Genomic DNA, 17,737 nt, shown 5'->3' with positions numbered 1-17,737 from the left:
GGGCGGTTCACGTGTTGAAGGGCCGGTAGTGCACGAGGGCGTGGCCGTCGCTCCCGTCCCGCACCGTCAGCTCCACCGCCACGGCGCCTCCCTCGGCGTACGGGTCCAGGGTCAGGAGCCCGCAGCGGTCGGCCTCCTCCTGGACACAGCCCGTACGCAACTCCATGCCGGGGTAGGCGTCGGCGAGCCAGGTGTCGAGGTCGGTCCGGCCGATACGGAACCGGATGTCGTAGAGCGTGTCGATGCCGTGCTGCATGGTGCAGGACGCGCCCTCCGCCCCGGACGGCAGCCGCTCCTGGTCCGCGAACCGCAGCGCCTCCCGGCAGGGGACCTCCGCCGTCCGCGCGGCCCCGCCCTCGTCGCGTACGGCGGGCGCCGTCTCCCACGCTCCGCACCCCAGGCAGGTCAGTGCCAGCACGGCGACCAGTCCTGCCGTCCCGGCGGCCCTCTTCCCCGTACGTGGCACCCGTACCCCTCCGCTCCCGGACAGCGATCGTTCTCTCGGCGGGGAAGAGGGGTGAACGGGAGGTGCGGTTCCCGCCGCACACCTTGACGGCCGCCCGTACGGCTGGATTACTTGATCCCCGGGAACACGACCGAATGATCGGTCGCCCGAAATGGTGCAGGGCGAGGGAGAAGGCCTGTGGCGGATGCGACGGACTCGCTGGACGCGGGCGAACGGCTCGACGCCGACGGCCTGCGCGCGCTCCAGCTGGAGCGGCTGCGGACCACGCTGCGGCACGCGTACGAGAACGTGCCCTTCTACCGCGACTCCTTCGACAAGGCGGGGCTGCGGCCCGAGGACTGCCACTCGCTCGCCGATCTGGCCCGCTTCCCCTTCACCACGAAGGCGGACCTGCGCGACAACTACCCGTACGGGATGTTCGCCGTGCCGCGGGAGCGTGTTCGCCGCATCCATGCCTCCAGTGGCACCACGGGGCTGCCCACGGTCGTCGGATACACCGAGAACGACCTCTCCATGTGGTCCGACATGGTGGCCCGCTCGATCCGCGCGGCGGGCGGCCGGCCCGGTGACATCGCACATGTGGCCTACGGCTATGGGCTGTTCACCGGTGGGCTCGGCGCACACTACGGCGCCGAACGGCTCGGCTGTACGGTCGTTCCCGCGTCCGGCGGCATGACCGCGCGCCAGGTCCAGATGATCCAGGACCTGAAGCCCGGGATCATCATGGTGACGCCCTCCTACATGCTGACGATTCTCGACGAGTTCGAGCGGCAGGGTGTGGATCCGCGCCACACCTCGCTCCGCGTGGGCATCTTCGGCGCCGAGCCGTGGACCGAGGAGATGCGCCGGGAGATCGAGGAGCGGTTCGCCATCGACGCGGTCGACATATACGGGCTGTCGGAGGTGATCGGCCCCGGCGTGGCCCAGGAGTGCGTGGAGACGAAGGACGGACTGCACATCTGGGAGGACCACTTCTACCCGGAGGTCGTGGATCCGCTCACCGGCGAGGTGCTGCCGGACGGCGAGGAGGGCGAGCTGGTGTTCACCTCCCTCACCAAGGAGGCGATGCCCGTGATCCGCTACCGGACCCGGGACCTGACCACGCTGATGCCCGGTACGGCCCGGGTCTTCCGCCGGATGCGGAAGATCACCGGCCGCAGCGACGACCTGGTCATCGTGCGCGGGGTGAACCTCTTCCCCACCCAGGTCGAGGAGATCGTCCTGCGCACCCCGGGCGTCGCCCCGCACTTCCAGCTGCGGCTGACCCGCGAGGGCCGCCTCGACTCGCTCACCGTACGGGCCGAGGCGCGCGCGGGCGCCACCCCGGAGATCCGCGACGCCGCCGCGCGCGCCATCGCGGCGGCCGTGAAGGACGGCATCGGCGTCTCGGCGCGGGTCGAGATCGTCGAACCGGAGTCGCTGGAACGGTCGGTGGGCAAGATCAGGCGCATCGTGGACCTGCGCCCGCGATAGCCGGCGCCGCCTGTTCGGTGCCGGATGGGTCCGGACCAGGTGGTTCCGGGCTGGGGGTGGGGTGCCAGACAGGCCCTAGGGGTGGGGCGTCGAGCCGTACGCCGTCAGGAAGCGGTCGCGGAAGGAGTCCATCCGCCAGACCGGGGCCGTGTCGTCGGGCTTGAGGCCCTCGGTCCAGTTCCAGCCGTCGATCTTGTCGAGTACGGACTTGTCGTGGGCGACGATCGACACCGGCACGTCCCGGCTGGCGTGGTCGCCGCTCACCCGGGCGAGGGGCTGGTGGTCGCCCAGGAAGACCAGCACGGTGTTCTTGTCGCCGTACTTGACCACGTAGTCGATGAGGCTGGTCACGGAGTACTCGATGGACTTGCCGTACTCCTCCTTGACCTTGGTGGAGTCGTAGAAGACGTCCGAGGCCTTCTTGCCGTCCTTCTGGATGTCCTCGTAGACCGAGCCGTCGCCGACCTCGTCCCAGGGGATCGTCTTGGGGATCGGCGCCCAGGGCTGGTGGCTGGAGGTCAGGATGATCTCCGACATCAGCGGCTTGTCGCGCTTCTTGCCGTGCTCAAGACGCTGGTAGGCGCTCAGGGCGTACTGGTCGGGCATGGTCGACCAGCTGAACTTGGGGCCCTGGTAGCCGAGTTCGCGTGAGTCGTAGACGTTGTCGAGGCCGTAGAACGAACCCTCGGGCCAGTTCTTCTGGATGCCCGGCATGATGCCGACGGTCCGCCAGGCGCCGGAGCGCTGGAAGGCACCGGTGAGCGTCAGGTGGTCGCCCGCGGTGACGGTGCGATAGCGGGCCTGGTTGCTGATCCACAGCCCGGACAGGAACGTGGAGTGGCCGAGCCAGCTGCTGCCGCCGTACGTCGCCGAGGTGAGCCAGCCGCTCTTGGCGGCGTAACCGGCCTCGGTCAGCTCCGCCGTCTTGTCGTCGAGCGTGGCGTCGACTCCGGGCGCCATGACCGGGTCCTCGATGGCGCTGCGGCCGTAACTCTCGATGAAGGCGAAGATGACGTCCTTGCCGCGCAGGTCGGGGACGAGCTGGGCGGGCGGTGTCTTCGCGAACTCGTCCTTCTTGGCGATCTTGGCGAACTCCGCCTCGTCCTTGAGGGTCGCCTGCACCCGGTCCACGCGGTTCTGGACGGCCCCCGCGGTGCTGCGGGCCGCGAACTGCACCCCCGCGAACTGCACGCCGAGCGCCGAGCAGGCCACCCAGACCGTGCCGGCGACCAGCGTGGCACGGGTCGCACGGGCGCCCTGCCGGGCCAGCAGGTTGGCGAGGCGGACGACGGAGAGGGCCATCAGCGCGAACACGGCGACGACGAGCACGATGACCGCGACGACGACACCGACCGCGCCGGACTTGCCCATCGAGTCCTCAAGGTACGTCCGGGCGTCGTCGAACAGGACCCAGTCGAGTACGACGTTGAAGCCGCGTCCGAGGAATTCGTTGAAGCCGAGGTCGAGGAGGTTCAGGACGGTCATCGCGCCGAGGCTCAGACCGGCGAGGACGGCCGTGACCAGCCTCAGCGTCTTCGGCAGGACCATGAGGACGGCCGCGCCGAAGATCGCCTCCACCGGCAGCCGGAGGAACACGGCCGGCCGGAAGCGGTCGGGCTCGTTCGGCATGAGAAGCGCGAAGAGCACGAGCACGGCGGCGAGCGAGGTGATCGTGTAGGTCACCGTCCGGGCGGCGCCAGGGTGCTTGGCGCGCCAGCCGCGGGGGGTGGGGGGTGCTTCGGCAGTCCCGTCGACGCCGGTTGGGGCGTCCTCGTCGGCATCAGCGTCAGCATCGGGATCGGCATCGGCATCGGCGGAGGCACCCTCACCCGCGACGGCGGGCGCCTCCCCGGTGGCGGATGCGTCCGCGTCGGCAGGTATGTCCGCGTCGGCGGCTGCGGCCTCGTCCTCCCCGGCGTGGGCCTCTTCGTCCTCGGTCTCGGCCGGGGCGACCGCCGCACCGATCGGCGCGTCCGCTGTCCCGGCGGGCGTGTCCGCCTTCTCGGGGGGCCTGCCGGCCTTCTCGGAGGGCGTGCTGTCCGCCGGAGGCACTGCCTCGGGCATCTCGGGTTCCTTCGGCGTTGTCCGGTCCAGGTCCGGCAACTGGTGAGAGTTCGTGGTGCTAGACAACCCGAAGGTCCTTCCGTGCGAAACCCGGTGGTGGCTGGGCGGACCAGGCTCGGGTGGTCGGACCGCCGTAACGTAACTGGTACGGCCCACCGGCGGGTCCGGTTCAGTGGGGCGGGGGTTCGCCCGGCAAAGATTCGGTCACTGGTAGGTCAAGGTCATCGGGGCCCGCCGCCGGGGAGCCCTCCCCGAACCGGTCCCGCAGTTCCCGCTTGAGGATCTTCCCGCTCGCGTTGCGCGGCAGTTCATCCACGAACACCACCCGCTTCGGCGCCTTGAAGTGGGCGAGTTTCTCGCGTGCGTGGGCGACCAGTTCCTCCTCCGTGACCTCGCCGCGGGGGACGACGACCGCGGTGACCGCCTCGATCCACCGCTCGTCGGGCAGACCGATCACCGCGGCCTCGGCCACCTCGGGGTGGGTGTAGAGCGCGTCCTCGACCTGACGGGAAGCGACCAGTACGCCCCCGGAGTTGATGACGTCCTTCACCCGGTCGACGACGGTGAAGTATCCCTCGGCATCCCGCACCACGAGATCACCGGAGTGGAACCAGCCGTCCCGGAAAGCCTCGGCCGTCTCCTCGGGCTTGTCCCAGTAGCCCTCGCAGAGCTGCGGTGACCGGTAGACGACCTCACCGGTGGTGCCGTCGGGCACGTCCTTGCCGTCCTCGTCGAGCACCCGCGCGTCCACGAAGAGCACCGGACGCCCGCAGGAGTCCATCCGCTTCTTGCGGTGCTCGTGCGGCCCGAGGACCATGGCCAACGGACCGATCTCGCTCTGGCCGAAGCAGTTGTAGAAGGATAGTTTCGGCAGCCGGGCCCGCAGCCGTTCCAGGACGGGCACCGGCATGATCGACGCCCCGTAGTACGCCTTGCGCAGTCCGCCCAGGTCGCGGGTCGCGAAGTCGGGGCGATTCGACAGGCCGATCCACACGGTGGGCGGCGCGAAGAGACTGTCCGCCCGGCCGGCTTCGACCAGGTCGAACAACTGGTCCCCGTCGGGTGCGTCGAGGATGGTGTTCGAGGCGCCGACCGCGAGGTACGGCAGCAGGAACACGTGCATCTGCGCCGAGTGGTAGAGCGGCAGCGAGTGCACGGGCAGATCGCCCGCGCTCAGATCGAGGGCGGTGATGGCGCTCAGGTACTCGTGCACCAGCGCGCGGTGGGTCAGCATCGCCCCCTTGGGCAGTGCCGTCGTGCCCGAGGTGTAGAGCAGCTGCACCAGGTCCTCGGTGCGCGGCTCGGGGCCGTCGTAGGGGGGCGTCGACTCCAGCCGGGCGAGCAGCGAGTCCTCGGCGTCGCGCAGCGGCAGCACCCGGACGCCGTCGGGGAGCCGGTCCGCGAGGTCCGGGTCGGCCAGCACCAGTGTGCTGCCCGACTGCCCCACGATGTACGCGAGATCGTCGCCGGTGAGGTTCTGGTTCACCGGTACATGGACCAGTCCGGCGCGGGCGCAGGCCAGGAAACCGATGAGGTACGCGTCGGAGTTGTGCCCGTAGGCGCCGACGCGGTCGCCCGGGGCGAGTCCCGAGGAACGCAGTACCTCGGCCGCGCGGGACACGGCCTCGTCGAGTTCGGCGTAGGTCCAGGTGCGTTCGCGGTAGGTGACCGCGACGCGAACCGGGGTGCGCCGGGCGCTGCGTCGCAGCACCCCGTCAACCGTGCTGCCGTGTCCAGGCGTCATGGGACCTGATCCTGGTTCCGTCCAGGTCGCAGGTCAAGCCGGGCGGCACGGGCTCCGGAACGGGGGACATGGACGGTCCCGTATGGCTTGGGACCACACGGGACCGGGGCACATGTGGGCCGCAACCACATGGGGCCGGACCGCAGCTGGGCCGAGGCCTCACACCGGTCGCGTACGACCCTCCCAGTAGGGGTCCCGAAGCCGTCGTTTGTACAGCTTCCCGTTGGGGTCGCGTGGCATCGTCTCGATGAAGTCGACGCTCCTGGGGCGTTTGTACGCGGCCAGTCGCTGCGCGCAGTGTTCGAGGATCCGCGCGGCCAGCGCCTCGCCCGGTTCGAAGCCGGGAGCGGGTTCGACGACCGCCTTCACCGCCTCGCCCCAGTCGTCGTGCGGGATCCCGAAGGCGGCCGCGTCGGCGACGGCGGGGTGGGTGAGCAGCGCGGCCTCGATCTCGGCGGGGTAGATGTTGACCCCGCCCGAGATGATCATGTCGATCTTGCGGTCGCGGAGGAAGAGATAGCCGTCCTCGTCGAGGTACCCCAGGTCGCCGACGGTGAAGAAGTCCCCGATGCGGTTCTTCCTCGTCTTGGTCTCGTCCTTGTGGTACGAGAATCCGCCGGTGCTCATCTTCATGTAGACGGTGCCGAGTTCGCCGGGCGGCAGCCTGTTCCCTTCGTCGTCGAAGACGGCGAGTTCACTGATGGGCCACGCCTTGCCGACCGTGCCGGGTTTCTTCAGCCAGTCCTCGGCGGTGGCGAAGGCCCCACCGCCCTCACTGGCCGCGTAGTACTCCTCGACGCTGTGGCCCCACCACTCGATCATGGCCCGTTTCACATGGTCCGGACACGGGGCGGCGCCATGGATGGCGTGCCGCATGGACGACACGTCGTACGCCTCTCTGGTGTGTTGCGGCAACGCGAGCAGGCGGTGGAACTGGGTCGGCACCATATGGGTGTGGGTGCACCGATGGGTGTCGATGAGCCGGAGCATCTCCTCGGGTGTCCACTTGTCCATCAGCACCAGCCGGTGCCCGATGTGCAGGGAAGCGCCCGCGAATTGCAGGACCGCCGTGTGGTAGAGCGGTGAGCACACCAGATGCACATTGCCGTCGAACGGCTGGATGCCGAAGATGCCGAGGAAGCCGCCGAGGTACGTCTCCTCGGGGAGCTTGCCGGGCAGCGGGCGACGTATGCCGCGCGGTCGCCCCGTGGTGCCGGAGGTGTAGTTCATGACCCAGCCGAGCGTCCGGTCCCCGGGAACGGTCCCTGACTGCCCGTCGAGGAGGTCACCGTACGGCCGGAAGCCGTCGACCGTGCCGACCGCGTACCGCCGGTCCGCGGGGAGCTTCGCCTCGTCGGCCGCGTGGCGTGCGACGTCGCCGAACCGCTCGTGCGCGATGAGCGCCTTCGCCCCGGAGTCGGCGACGATCCAGGCGATCTCGGGGCCGACCAGGTGGTGGTTGACGGGCACGAGGTAGAAGCCGGCCTGCGAGGCGGCGAGGTGGACGGTGAGGAACTCGACGCCGTTGGGCAGCACGACGGCGAAGGAGTCGCCGCGTTCGAGCCCGGCGGCGCGCAGTCCGTGGACCAGGCGGTTGGCCTCGGCGTGCAGCCGTCCGGCGGTCCACTCCTCGCCGTCGGTCGCGACGAGCACGACGCGTTCGGGGTCGGCGGTGGCCTGGGACCAGAAGCCGTTCGGGGGCTTGCTCACTCGTGGCTCCTTCCGGCGATGCGGTCGAGTCGGTCCACGGCCTCCTCGAAGCCGCGGGTGAGGTCGTCGACGACCGCCTGGACGCCGCGTTCACTGTTCATGCGGCCGACGATCTGCCCGACGGGTGTGCCGAGCAGCGGTTCCACCTCGTGCTTCTGGATCCGTGAGACCGCCTCCGCGACCAGGAGTCCCTGCAGGGGCATGGGGAGCGTGCCGGGTCCGTTCGGGTCGTCCCAGGCGTCGGTCCATTCGGTACGCAGCTGCCGTGCGGGTTTTCCGGTCAGCGCGCGTGAGCGGACCGTGTCGCCGGATCCGGCGGCGAGGAGCTTCTGTGTCAGGGCGCGCGAGTGCATGTCGGCCTCTGTGGTGGTCAGCCATATAGAGCCGAGCCACACACCCTGGGCGCCTAGCGTGAGCGCGGCGGCCATCTGCTGTCCGCTGCCGATACCTCCGGCGGCGAGTACGGGCAGGGGCGCCACGGCCTCGACGACTTCGGGAGTGAGCACCATGGAGGCGATCTCACCGGTGTGGCCGCCGCCCTCGTAGCCCTGGGCGACGACGATGTCGATGCCCGCCTCGGCGTGCTTGCGCGCGTGCCGGGCGCTGCCCGCGAGGGCGGCGACGAGAACGCCCTTCTCGTGGGCGCGCTCGATGACGTCGGCGGGCGGCGAGCCGAGCGCGTTGGCCAGCAGCTTGATCGGATAGTCGAAGGCGGCGTCCAACTGGGTGCGGGCGACCTGTTCCATCCAGCCGGTGATGCGCCAGCCGGAGGCCTCGCCCTCGTCGAGTTCGGGCACCGCGTACTTGGCCAGGGTGTCCCGGACGTACTGGCGGTGCCCCTCGGGGATCATGGCCTCGACGTCGGCCTCGGTGACGCCCTCGACCTTCTTGGCAGGCATGACGACATCCAGCCCGTACGGCATTCCGTCGACGTGTGCCTCGATCCAGTCGAGGTCCCGTCTGAGCTCGTCGGGGTCGGCGTAGCGGACCGCGCCGAGCACGCCGAGTCCGCCGGCCCGGCTGATGGCAGCGGCGACGGCGGGGAACGGCGTGAAGCCGAAGAGGGCGTGCTCGACTCCCAGTTTCTTGCTCAGCTCCGTCTGCATGGGCGCAGGATGCCGCAGTCCTCCGGACGAGGGAAGACCTTTTCTGATGACCCGTCAGTTTTTTGGACGGCGGACGAGTCGGGGCGCCACCGTTGACACCGCCCTCCTCTGACACAAAAGTTTCACCGGGCACAGTGCGGGCGGAAAGATACTTTCAGGCGGTGCGACGGGAGGCTCTTCAATGGCATCGATGTCATCGGCGGGGGACAGAGCGGGCGACGGGCCGACGCGGCGTCAAGTGGGGCGCGGTCTGACGGCGTTGGGAGGCGCGCTGATCCTGGCGCCCCTGCCCGCGGCGTCGGCGGCGCCCGGCACGGCCGAGAGCGACGGCGCCGGCGACAAGCACCCGACCCTGCGCCACGGCTCCGCCGAACGCGCCGGCCTGCTCTCCGATCCTCTGCGCCAACTCGTCACCGACGCCGAGTCGTTCCTCGGCCCCTCCCCCCAGCACCCCTGGTACGCGGGTGCCGTGCTGCTCGCGGGCCGCGGCGGTACGGTCGCCCTGCACGAGCCGATCGGCCAGGCGGTGCGCTACTCGGCGTACGACGAGAAGACCGACACGGGAGTGGAGTTCCCCGCGGAGCGGCAGATCGCGATGGCCGAGGACACGGTCTTCGATCTGGCCTCGGTGTCGAAGCTGTTCACCTCGATCCTCGCCGTGCAGCAGATCGAGCGCGGCACGCTGGACCTGGAAGGCAGGGTCGCCTCGTACCTCCCCGACTTCGGCGGCGCGGGCAAGCAGGACATCACGATCCGCCAACTGCTCACCCACACCTCGGGGTTCCGTGCCTGGATCCCGCTCTACAGCGCGCCGACGTACGAGGAGAAGCTCCAGCTCGTCTGGAAGGAGGCGCCGCTCAACCCGCCGGGCTCCGCCTACCTCTACTCGGACCTCAACCTGATCTCGCTGCAGTTGGTCCTGGAGAAGTTCACCGGCCGCACCCTGGACGTTCTGCTCCGCACCGAGATCACCGCTCCGCTCGGGATGCGCCGCACCCGCTACAACCCGCCGCCCTCCTGGAAGCCGGGGATCGCGGCCACCGAGGACGCCCGCAAGCCGTGGTCCGGGCTCGACCGCGGCCTCGTATGGGGCGAGGTGCACGACGAGAACGCGTACAGCCTGGGCGGTGTCGCGGGGCACGCCGGTGTCTTCTCCACCGCGTGGGACCTCGCGGTCCTCGGCCGGACACTGCTCAACGGCGGGGTGTACGGCAGGGCGCGCATCCTGGAGCCGGAGTCCGTGGACCTGATGTTCACCGACTTCAACACGGCCTTCCCGGGCGACGAGCACGGTCTCGGCTTCGAGCTCTACCAGCACTGGTACATGGGCGCGATGGCCACTCCGCGGACCGCGGGTCACACGGGTTTCACGGGCACCTCGCTCGTGCTCGACCCGACGACCGACTCCTTCCTCGTCCTGCTGGGCAACTCCGTTCACCCTGTGCGCGGTTGGCGCTCCGGTTCCGCTCCGCGCGTCGCCGCGGCCAACCACCTGGCCCGCGCCGTTCCGGTGCGGCCCACGCGGGGGCGTACGGCCTGGTTCTCCGGCATGGCGACCGCGGCCTCCGCGACGCTGACGCTGCCCGCGCTGGACGTGGGCGCCGGCGGGCGGCTGCGGTGCGCGCTGTGGTGGGACACCGAACCGCAGGCGGATGCGCTCTTCCTGGAGTCGTCGGAAGACGGCGGGCAGACGTGGCAGGTGGTGCCGTTCACGACCGTCCGCGACGGGGAGGCTCCCGCCGGGCATCCTGCCGGGTCGGTGACCGGCTGGTCGGGCCGGGTGTGGCACCTGGTCGGCGCGGACCTTCCCGCTGCCGCGCGGCTCGTCCTGCGGTGGCGGTACGCGACGGACCGGCTGTACGTGGGGCGTGGGGCGTACGTGGACGCGTTGCGGGTCGGTGACGCCGGGCATGTCCTGTTCGACGACGGCCGTCCGGCGGACTCGGCGCGCGTCGAGGCCGTGGGGTGGGTGGCGTCCTCGGACTGAGCGCCCTGGGGGACCCGGGGGACCCGAGCCCCCACGACCCGCGGTCGCGTTCGCCGTTGGTCCTGCCGTAACGGATGCGACTGCGGGTCGTGGGGGTTGCTCAGCGCAGTTCCCCGCGCCCCTGAACAGCCCCTAGGGGGCTTCCAGGAGCGCCATGGCGGCGTTGTGGCCCGGGACGCCGCTCACGCCTCCGCCTCTCACCGCGCCCGCGCCGCAGAGGAGGATGTTGGGGTGGGCGGTCTCGACGCCCCAGCGGCCGGTGTCCTCGTGGGTGTGGGGGAAGGCGAGGTCGCGGTGGAAGATGTTGCCGCCGGGCAGCCTGAGGTCGCGTTCGAGGTCGAGGGGTGTCTTCGCCTCGACACAGAGGCGGCCGTCCGAGTCGGCCGCCAGGCAGTCGACGATCGGTTCGGCGAGGTGTGCGTCCAGCTGCGCCAGAGTCGACTTGAGCAGTTCCCGGCGTACGCCGTCGTTGTCCTGGGCGAAGAGCCGGGCCGGTGTGTGCAGTCCGAAGAGCGTGAGCGTGTGGTAGCCCTGCTGGACCAGGTCGGGGCCCAGGATCGTGGGATCGGTCAGCGAGTGGCAGTAGATCTCGGAAGGCGGTGCCTCGGGCAGCACACCGGACGAGGCCTGCGCGTGCGCGGTCGCCAGTTGCTCGTACCCCTCGGCGATGTGGAAGGTCCCGGCGAAGGCCTCGCGCGGGTCGACGGAGGTGTCGCGCAGCCGGGGCAGCCGCTTCAGCAGCATGTTGACCTTGAGCTGGGCGCCCTCGGCGGGGGCGGGCGGCTCGTCGCCGGTCAGCCGCGCGAGTTCCTGCGGGGAGGCGTTGACGAGCACGTGCCGGGCGGCGACGGTTCCCTCGCCGTCCGCGGTCCGGTAGGTGACCTCGGCGGCGCGTCCGTCGGTCTCCACCCGGAGCGCCTCGTGGCCCGTCGCGAGGACCGCGCCGGCGCTGCGCGCGGCGGTGGCCAGCGCGTGGGTGAGGGCGCCCATGCCGCCGACCGGGACGTCCCAGGCTCCGGTGCCGCCGCCGATCACGTGGTAGAGGAAGCAGCGGTTCTGCCGCAGGGTCGGGTCGTGGGCGTCGGCGAAGGTGCCGATGAGGGCGTCGGTGAGGACGACTCCGCGGACGAGGTCGTCGGCGAAGGTGTCCTCGACGGCGATCCCGAGCGGTTCCTCGAAGAGGATGCGCCAGGCGTCCTCGTCGTCGATGCGGCGGCGCAGTTCGTCGCGGGTGGGGAGCGGTTCGGTGAGGGTGGGGAAGACCTTCTTGGCGAGGCGGCCGGTCATGCCGTAGAAGCGCTGCCAGGCCTGGTACTCGCTGCCCGAACCGGTGAGCTTGGCGAAGGCCTCCCGGGTACGCCGCTCGCCGCCCCCGACGAGCAGTCCGGCGGGTCGGCCGCTCCGCTCGGTGGGGGTGTACGAGGACACGTTGCGGCCGCGGACCCGGAAGTCGAGGCCCAGGTCCCGGACGATCTTCCGGGGCAGCAGACTGACCAGATAGGAGTAACGCGACAGCCGGGCGTCGACCCCGGCGAACGGCCGGGTCGACACGGCGGCACCGCCGGTGTTCGCCAGCCGCTCCAGCACGAGCACGGACTTTCTCGCGCGGGCCAGGTAGGCGGCGGCCACCAGTCCGTTGTGCCCTCCGCCGACAATGACGACGTCGTGTTCCCGGTATCCCTCGTGAGCACCCATCCCCCTAGGTAACACGCAAAGATCCACACCGACCACCCCCACACGCACCCGGCGGCCCCCCATGTGGGGCGCCCTCCCCCGAAGAGACGCGAGGAGCTGCGCCCCTAAGGGACGCGGGGAACTGCGCACCCAGCCCGCGGCCGGCCGGCACCCGAACACCCGGCCCAACCCCCACCCCCTAAGGGGCGCGGGGAACTGCGCGACCAGCCACGCCCAACCCGCACCCACCAAACCCCGCCCACCCCCACCCCCCAAGGGGCGCGGGGAACTGCGCGACCAGCCACACCCGACCCGCACCCGAAAAACGACCAAGGGGGCATGGGGCGCAGCCCCAGTACAGGCAAAAGACAGCCCGGTGCCTCAATAGGCCCCGGAAACCCGCTGCCGCAACGAAGCCACCCTCCTATACAACTCCGCCGCCTCCCCCACCCGCCCCAACTGCTCCAGACAGTGCGCCTCGTCATTACGGCTGGCCAGAGCATCGGGATGGTCGGCCCCGAGCACCCGCTCACGCGCCCCGGCCACCAGCCGGTACTCCGCGAGCGCGTCCCCCCACCGGCCGAGCCAGCCGAGCCCGACGGCGACCTCGCGACGGCTCACCAGGGTGTCCGGGTGATCGGGCCCGAGGATCCGCTCCCGGATGGCACACACGTCACGGGACTCGGCGAGCGCCTCCTCCCACCGGTCGAGCCGTCCGAGGTTGACCCCGAGGCCGTGCCGGGCGCGCAGGGTCTCGGGATGGACGGGCCCGTGCACACGGGTGCGGTCGTCGATCAGCGCGCGGTACAGCACCAGGGCCTGCGCGCTGTGCCCGAGCCTGCCGAGACTGATGCCGACCTCGTAGCGGGCGGCGAGCGTGTCCGGATGGTCGGGTCCGAGCGCCTGCGCCCGAGCCCCGGCGACCTCCCGGTAGGTGCCCAGCGCCTCGGTCCACCGCCCCAACTGACTGAGCGCGTAAGCGACTTCGTACCGGGTGACGAGGGTGTCGGGATGGTTCGCGCCGAGCACCCGGGCGCGGGCCGCGGCCACCTCGCTCGCCATCCGGTACGAGTCCTCAAGGCGCCCGAGCCTGCTGAGGTTGAAGGCGAGGTTGTGGCGGCAGCGCAGGGTGTCCGGGTGGTCGGGGCCCATCGCGCGTTCTCGGGTGGCGAGCACGCCCGTATAGACCTGGTGCGCCTCGAAGTGGCGTCCCAACTGGCCCAGTACGTACGCCATTTCCTGGCGGGCGGCCAGGGTGTCCGGGTGCTCGGGGCCGAGCACGTGCTCCCTGGTGCGGGCCACGTGCGTGTATGCGCGCAGCGCGTCGGCGGGGCGGCCCGTGCGGCTGAGGGTGAAGCCGACCTCGTAGCGGCTGGCCAGGGTGTCGGGGTGGTCGGGTCCGAGGGCGTGCTCGCGTTCGGCGGCGACGGCGCGGTGCACCTCGCCGGCCTCCGCCCAGCGGCTCAGCCGTCCGAGGCTCAGCCCCGCGTTGTGGCGGCCGGTGAGTGCGGTGAGCAACTCGGGGGACGGGGTGGGCCGTTCGGCGGGAGTCTGGTCCGGGGCGCCGCGGGTGTCGGTACGGGCGATCCAGTCGCCGGTGAGGCCCGCGGCGGCGTCCGGCGGTGTGGCGCGCGGTCCCACGCCGGTCCCGGTCGCCTTGTGGCCGGTGGTCATGCCGCGGGTCCAGGACGGCAGACGCGCCTCGCGCGGGACGGGCCGCTCGGCCACCTCAGGGCCCGCCTTCGCTTCAGGGCCCGCTTTCGCTTCAGGGCCTGCCGTCGCTTCAGGGCCTGCTGTCGCTTCAGGGCCTGCCGTCGCCTCAGGACGTACCGTCACCTCAAGGTGTCCCGCCGCCTCGGGCCACTCCCGTACCTCGGGCCACTTCACCGCCTCGGGCCGCACGGGCGCCGACACCATGGTCGGCACATATGGCGGTGTGGTGCGGCCCGCGCCAATCCGGCGTCCCAGCTCGCGGGCGTCGTGCGGTCGCCGTCCGGGCTCCTTGGCCAGCAGGTCGAGAATGATCCGGTCCAGGAACTCGGGGATTTCGGCCCGGTGGCTGCGCGGCGGCTCGGGTGCCGTGTCACGGTGTCCGACGAGGACCGCCCATGCGTCGTCGAGGTCGAACGGCGGGGCTCCGGTGGCGATCTCGTACAGGACGCAGCCGAAGGAGTAGAGGTCGCTGCGCTGGTCGACCTCGGTGCCGCCGATCTGCTCGGGCGACATGTAGTGCGGGGTGCCCATGGCGATGCCGGTGCCGGTGAGGCGTGAGGTGAAGCCGATGTCATGGCCGAGGCGGGCGATGCCGAAGTCGCAGATCTTCACCGTGCCGTCGTCGAGCCGCATGATGTTGGCGGGCTTCAGGTCGCGGTGCACGATGCCCTGCTGGTGGGTGTAGGCGAGGGCGGCGGCGACCTGTTCAGCGACGTCCACGATGTCGCCGACCGGCAGGGGGTGCTGCCTGTTGTCCTCCAGGAGCTGGCTCAGGTTGCGGCCGCCGAGCAGCTCCATCACCAGGTACAGGACACCGTCGGACTCACCGAAGTCGTGGACGACGGTCACACCGCGGTGCTGGAGGGCCGCGGCCACCCGGGCCTCGCGCCGGAACCGCTCCCGCAGCACACGTGTGAACGCGTTCTCCTGATGATGGCCCAGCGGTTTGAGGCACTTGACGGCGACCAGCCTGCCCAGCGACTCGTCCCGCGCCCGCCATACCTCTCCCATGCCGCCTCGACCGATCAGGTCGAGCAATCGGTACCGGCCCTGGATGAGCCTGGTCTCCCCCATCTGCCGCGATCGCCCCCGTCGTCCGGGCCCGCCCTCCCCTGGCCCGCCCAGTATGACGAGCCCAGTATGACGAGCTATGGTCCGACTTTGTACGGTGCGGGGCGCGAGCCGGGGCCGAGCCGTGACATGGCCCGGATAATGTGTTTGGGCGGCAGTTGCCAGCGCAGACGTGCGGGAACGCAGCGCAGCACGGTGCCTGTGAGGCGTAGCCGCCGGGTCACCGCCCGGGGCGACCGTACGGATCTTCCGTACAACTCATGGGCGTGGGGCGGCAGTGAGGCGTACGCGGTCTGCGCCACCCAGCGCCACAGCAGGGCCCGCGCCGGGACCAGCAGCGGGTGGACGGGCGGCCTGCGCAGGAAGTCGTCGACGTCCCGCGCCTCCGGGCCGGCGGTCAGTTCCGGCCGCGTCCTGTCGAAGTAGGCGGCCAGTTCTCCCTGGTCGGACGGTACGTCGGCGGGGTCGAGCCCCACCAGCCGTGCGCTGACGCGGTGTTCGTCGACGTACCGGTCGGCCTGCGCGTCCGTGAGCCGGAAGCCGGAGCGGCGCAGGACGTGCAGATAGGAGTCGATCTCGGCGCAGTGGACCCACAGCAGCAGCGCGGGTTCGTCGATGCCGTAGCACTCCCCCGTGGCGGGATCGGTCGCCGTGAGCATCGTGTGGATCCTCCGCACGCGCGCACCGGCCTTCTCGGCCGCCTCCTTCGTCCCGTACGTGGTGGTGCCGACGAAGTGGGCCGTACGCATCAGGCGGCCCCAGGCGTCCCTGCGGAAGTCGGAGTTCTGCATGACACCGCGTACCGCGCGCGGGTGCAGCGCCTGGAGGTAGAGCGCGCGGACCCCGGCGACCCACATCATGGGGTCGCCGTGCAACTGCCAGGTCACGGAGCCGGGACCGAACAGACCGGGATCGTCTGTGTGCTCCACATCCATGTGTTCAACCCTAACTGCCCAATGCGCCTACCGACTTGCACATGGCGCGGGCACCGTCACGGCGATAGCCATGAGTAGACGTCACCGATCGGCACAAGCCGGTGGTACGGCGGGTTCGGCTAGCGTCGTACCCTCGGCATTCCCAGGCCGATCCACGAGATGATCTCCCGCTGGATCTCGTTGTTGCCGCCGCCGAAGGTGAAGATGACGGCCGAGCGGTAGCCGCGCTCCAGGTCGCCGTGGAGGACCGCGCCCGCCGACCCGTCCTTCAGGGCGCCCGCGGCGGCGACGACCTCCATGAGCCAGGCGTACGCGTCACGGCGGGCCTCGGACCCGTACACCTTGACCGCGGAGGCGTCCTGCGGAGTGAGGCTGCCTTCCTGGACGGCGTTCACCATCTGCCAGTTGAGCAGTTTCATCGCGTCCAGCCTGATGTGGGTCCGGGCGAGCGTCCGACGTACCCAGGGCAGGTCGGCGACCCGGCGGCCGTCGGCGAGTTTGGTCTCCATGGCCCAGCGCTGTACGTCGTGCAGGGCGCGGATGGCCATCGTGCCGTGGGCGGCGAGCGTGACGCGTTCGTGGTTGAGCTGGTTGGTGATCAGCCGCCAGCCCTTGTTCTCCTCGCCGACGCGGCGGGAGGCGGGGACGCGGATGTTCTCGTAGTAGCTGGCGGTGGTGTCGTGCGAGGCGAGGGTGTTGATGAGCGTGCAGGAGTAGCCGGGGTCGGAGGTCGGGACGAGGAGCATGGTGATGCCCTTGTGCGGCGGCGCGTCGGGGTCGGTGCGGACGGCGAGCCAGACCCAGTCGGCCGTGTCGCCGTTCGTCGTCCAGATCTTCTGCCCGTCGACCGTGTAGTGGCCGCTCTCCTCGTCGCCCTCCCTGACCGCCCGCGTCTTGAGGGCGGCCAGATCCGTGCCCGCGTCGGGTTCGCTGTAGCCGATCGCGAAGTCGATCTCGCCGGAGAGGATCCTCGGCAGGAAGTACGCCTTCTGCTCGTCCGTGCCGAACCTCATGATGGTCGGACCGACCGTGTTCAGCGCCATCAGCGGCAGCGGTACGCCGGCCTGGGCGGCCTCGTCGAAGAAGATGAACTGCTCCATCGGCGTCAGACCGCGTCCGCCGTACTCCTTCGGCCAGCCGACGCCCAGCCAGCCGTCGGAGCCCAGCCGACGGATGGTGTCACGGTAGAAGCGCTTCTGCGCGGCCGGGTCGTCGTACCGGGTGTGCACGTCGGCCGGCACGAGTTCGGCGAAATGGGCGCGCAGTTCGGTGCGCAACCGCTGCTGCTCCGGCGTGTATTCGAGATGCACGGCGCCTCCCTGGTTCCCCGGCCCACTGCCGCGGGCACCCGGACCTGACGGCGCACACCGTAGAACGTGTTTCAGAAATAGGGAATGCCGGTGACAGGCCCGGCCGGCTCACCGCAGTTGAGCGAGGAATTCCGTACAGGCACGGGCGCAGTCGCGGCAGGCCTGGGCGCTCTCCTCGGAACCGGGGCCGAGGTCGAAGACATGGGCGGTTTCGAGGCAGACCGTGCGGCACCACTCGACCTGGGAACGCATGGCGTCCTCCGACTGGGTGACCTGCTCCGCCAGGAGACGGCAGGTCGCGTCGCAGACCTCCGTGCACAGAATGCCCTTGCGCCGGATCAGTTGCTGGTCCTCGGGACCGTCGATGTCGGCGAGGCTCGCACGCAGGGCACACGCCCTCGCGCACTCGGTGCAGGCCTGCGCGCAGGCGAACCGGTCCTCAAGGAAACGAACGAGTTCCTGAAGCTCTGTTACTGACACATGG

At 70.6% G+C, this 17,737-nt stretch carries 12 protein-coding genes; 2 read left to right on the top strand and 10 right to left on the bottom strand.

The window, feature by feature from the left end; genetic code table 11:
- Positions 1-7: 7 nt before the first annotated feature.
- A complete protein-coding gene (locus tag ACH4DZ_RS28385) occupies positions 8-466 on the bottom strand; it encodes a hypothetical protein (protein WP_398290197.1) in 459 nt (152 codons plus the stop codon).
- A gap of 177 nt (positions 467-643) precedes the next feature.
- On the opposite strand from ACH4DZ_RS28385, the gene paaK reads away from it, so the two are divergent.
- Positions 644-1,939: a phenylacetate--CoA ligase PaaK gene (paaK, locus tag ACH4DZ_RS28380; RefSeq protein WP_398290196.1), complete on the top strand. Its 1,296-nt coding sequence runs from the start codon at positions 644-646 to the stop codon at positions 1,937-1,939.
- A gap of 75 nt (positions 1,940-2,014) precedes the next feature.
- Here the strand turns inward: paaK and ACH4DZ_RS28375 are convergent, their stop codons facing one another.
- The 4 genes from ACH4DZ_RS28375 to ACH4DZ_RS28360 all read right to left on the bottom strand — a co-directional run bounded on the left by ACH4DZ_RS28375 (position 2,015) and on the right by ACH4DZ_RS28360 (position 8,563).
- On the bottom strand, positions 2,015-4,003 hold the full coding sequence (locus tag ACH4DZ_RS28375; RefSeq protein WP_398290195.1) for a sulfatase: 1,989 nt from the start codon (positions 4,001-4,003) through the stop codon (positions 2,015-2,017).
- Between the two features lie 169 nt (positions 4,004-4,172).
- Positions 4,173-5,747, bottom strand: coding sequence for an acyl-CoA synthetase (locus ACH4DZ_RS28370; RefSeq protein ID WP_398290194.1), 1,575 nt, complete (start codon positions 5,745-5,747; stop codon positions 4,173-4,175).
- Positions 5,748-5,906: 159 nt separating this feature from the next.
- Positions 5,907-7,457, bottom strand: a complete 1,551-nt coding sequence (locus ACH4DZ_RS28365) for an acyl-CoA synthetase (RefSeq protein ID WP_398290193.1) — start codon at positions 7,455-7,457, stop codon at positions 5,907-5,909.
- Positions 7,454-8,563, bottom strand: a complete 1,110-nt coding sequence (locus tag ACH4DZ_RS28360) for an NAD(P)H-dependent flavin oxidoreductase (protein WP_398290192.1) — start codon at positions 8,561-8,563, stop codon at positions 7,454-7,456. Before ACH4DZ_RS28360 ends, ACH4DZ_RS28365 begins: the two co-directional genes overlap by 4 nt.
- Before the next feature lie 181 nt (positions 8,564-8,744).
- On the opposite strand from ACH4DZ_RS28360, the gene ACH4DZ_RS28355 reads away from it, so the two are divergent.
- Complete coding sequence (locus ACH4DZ_RS28355) at positions 8,745-10,550, top strand: serine hydrolase (protein ID WP_398290191.1); 1,806 nt, start codon at positions 8,745-8,747, stop codon at positions 10,548-10,550.
- Positions 10,551-10,682: 132 nt separating this feature from the next.
- On the opposite strand, the gene ACH4DZ_RS28350 is transcribed toward ACH4DZ_RS28355, so the two are convergent.
- The 5 genes from ACH4DZ_RS28350 to ACH4DZ_RS28330 all read right to left on the bottom strand — a co-directional run bounded on the left by ACH4DZ_RS28350 (position 10,683) and on the right by ACH4DZ_RS28330 (position 17,733).
- A complete protein-coding gene (locus ACH4DZ_RS28350; protein WP_398290190.1) occupies positions 10,683-12,245 on the bottom strand; it encodes a phytoene desaturase family protein in 1,563 nt (520 codons plus the stop codon).
- A 360-nt stretch (positions 12,246-12,605) separates the two neighbouring features.
- On the bottom strand, positions 12,606-15,011 hold the full coding sequence (locus ACH4DZ_RS28345) for a tetratricopeptide repeat protein (protein ID WP_398290189.1): 2,406 nt from the start codon (positions 15,009-15,011) through the stop codon (positions 12,606-12,608).
- A 74-nt stretch (positions 15,012-15,085) separates the two neighbouring features.
- Positions 15,086-15,943, bottom strand: coding sequence for an oxygenase MpaB family protein (locus ACH4DZ_RS28340; RefSeq protein ID WP_398290188.1), 858 nt, complete (start codon positions 15,941-15,943; stop codon positions 15,086-15,088).
- Between the two features lie 119 nt (positions 15,944-16,062).
- Positions 16,063-17,253: an acyl-CoA dehydrogenase family protein gene (locus tag ACH4DZ_RS28335; RefSeq protein WP_398290187.1), complete on the bottom strand. Its 1,191-nt coding sequence runs from the start codon at positions 17,251-17,253 to the stop codon at positions 16,063-16,065.
- 108 nt (positions 17,254-17,361) lie between these two features.
- Positions 17,362-17,733 (bottom strand): four-helix bundle copper-binding protein, encoded by a 372-nt coding sequence (locus tag ACH4DZ_RS28330; protein ID WP_398290186.1) that lies wholly within the window; start codon positions 17,731-17,733, stop codon positions 17,362-17,364.
- Positions 17,734-17,737 lie beyond the last annotated feature (4 nt).

Origin of the sequence: Streptomyces sp. NPDC017991, from assembly GCF_044328075.1 — a bacterium.
In the GTDB taxonomy this organism is placed as follows: Bacteria; Actinomycetota; Actinomycetes; order Streptomycetales; family Streptomycetaceae; genus Streptomyces.
Note: the sequence above shows the minus strand (reverse complement) of the source record. Positions and strands in the feature narration are given on the sequence as shown.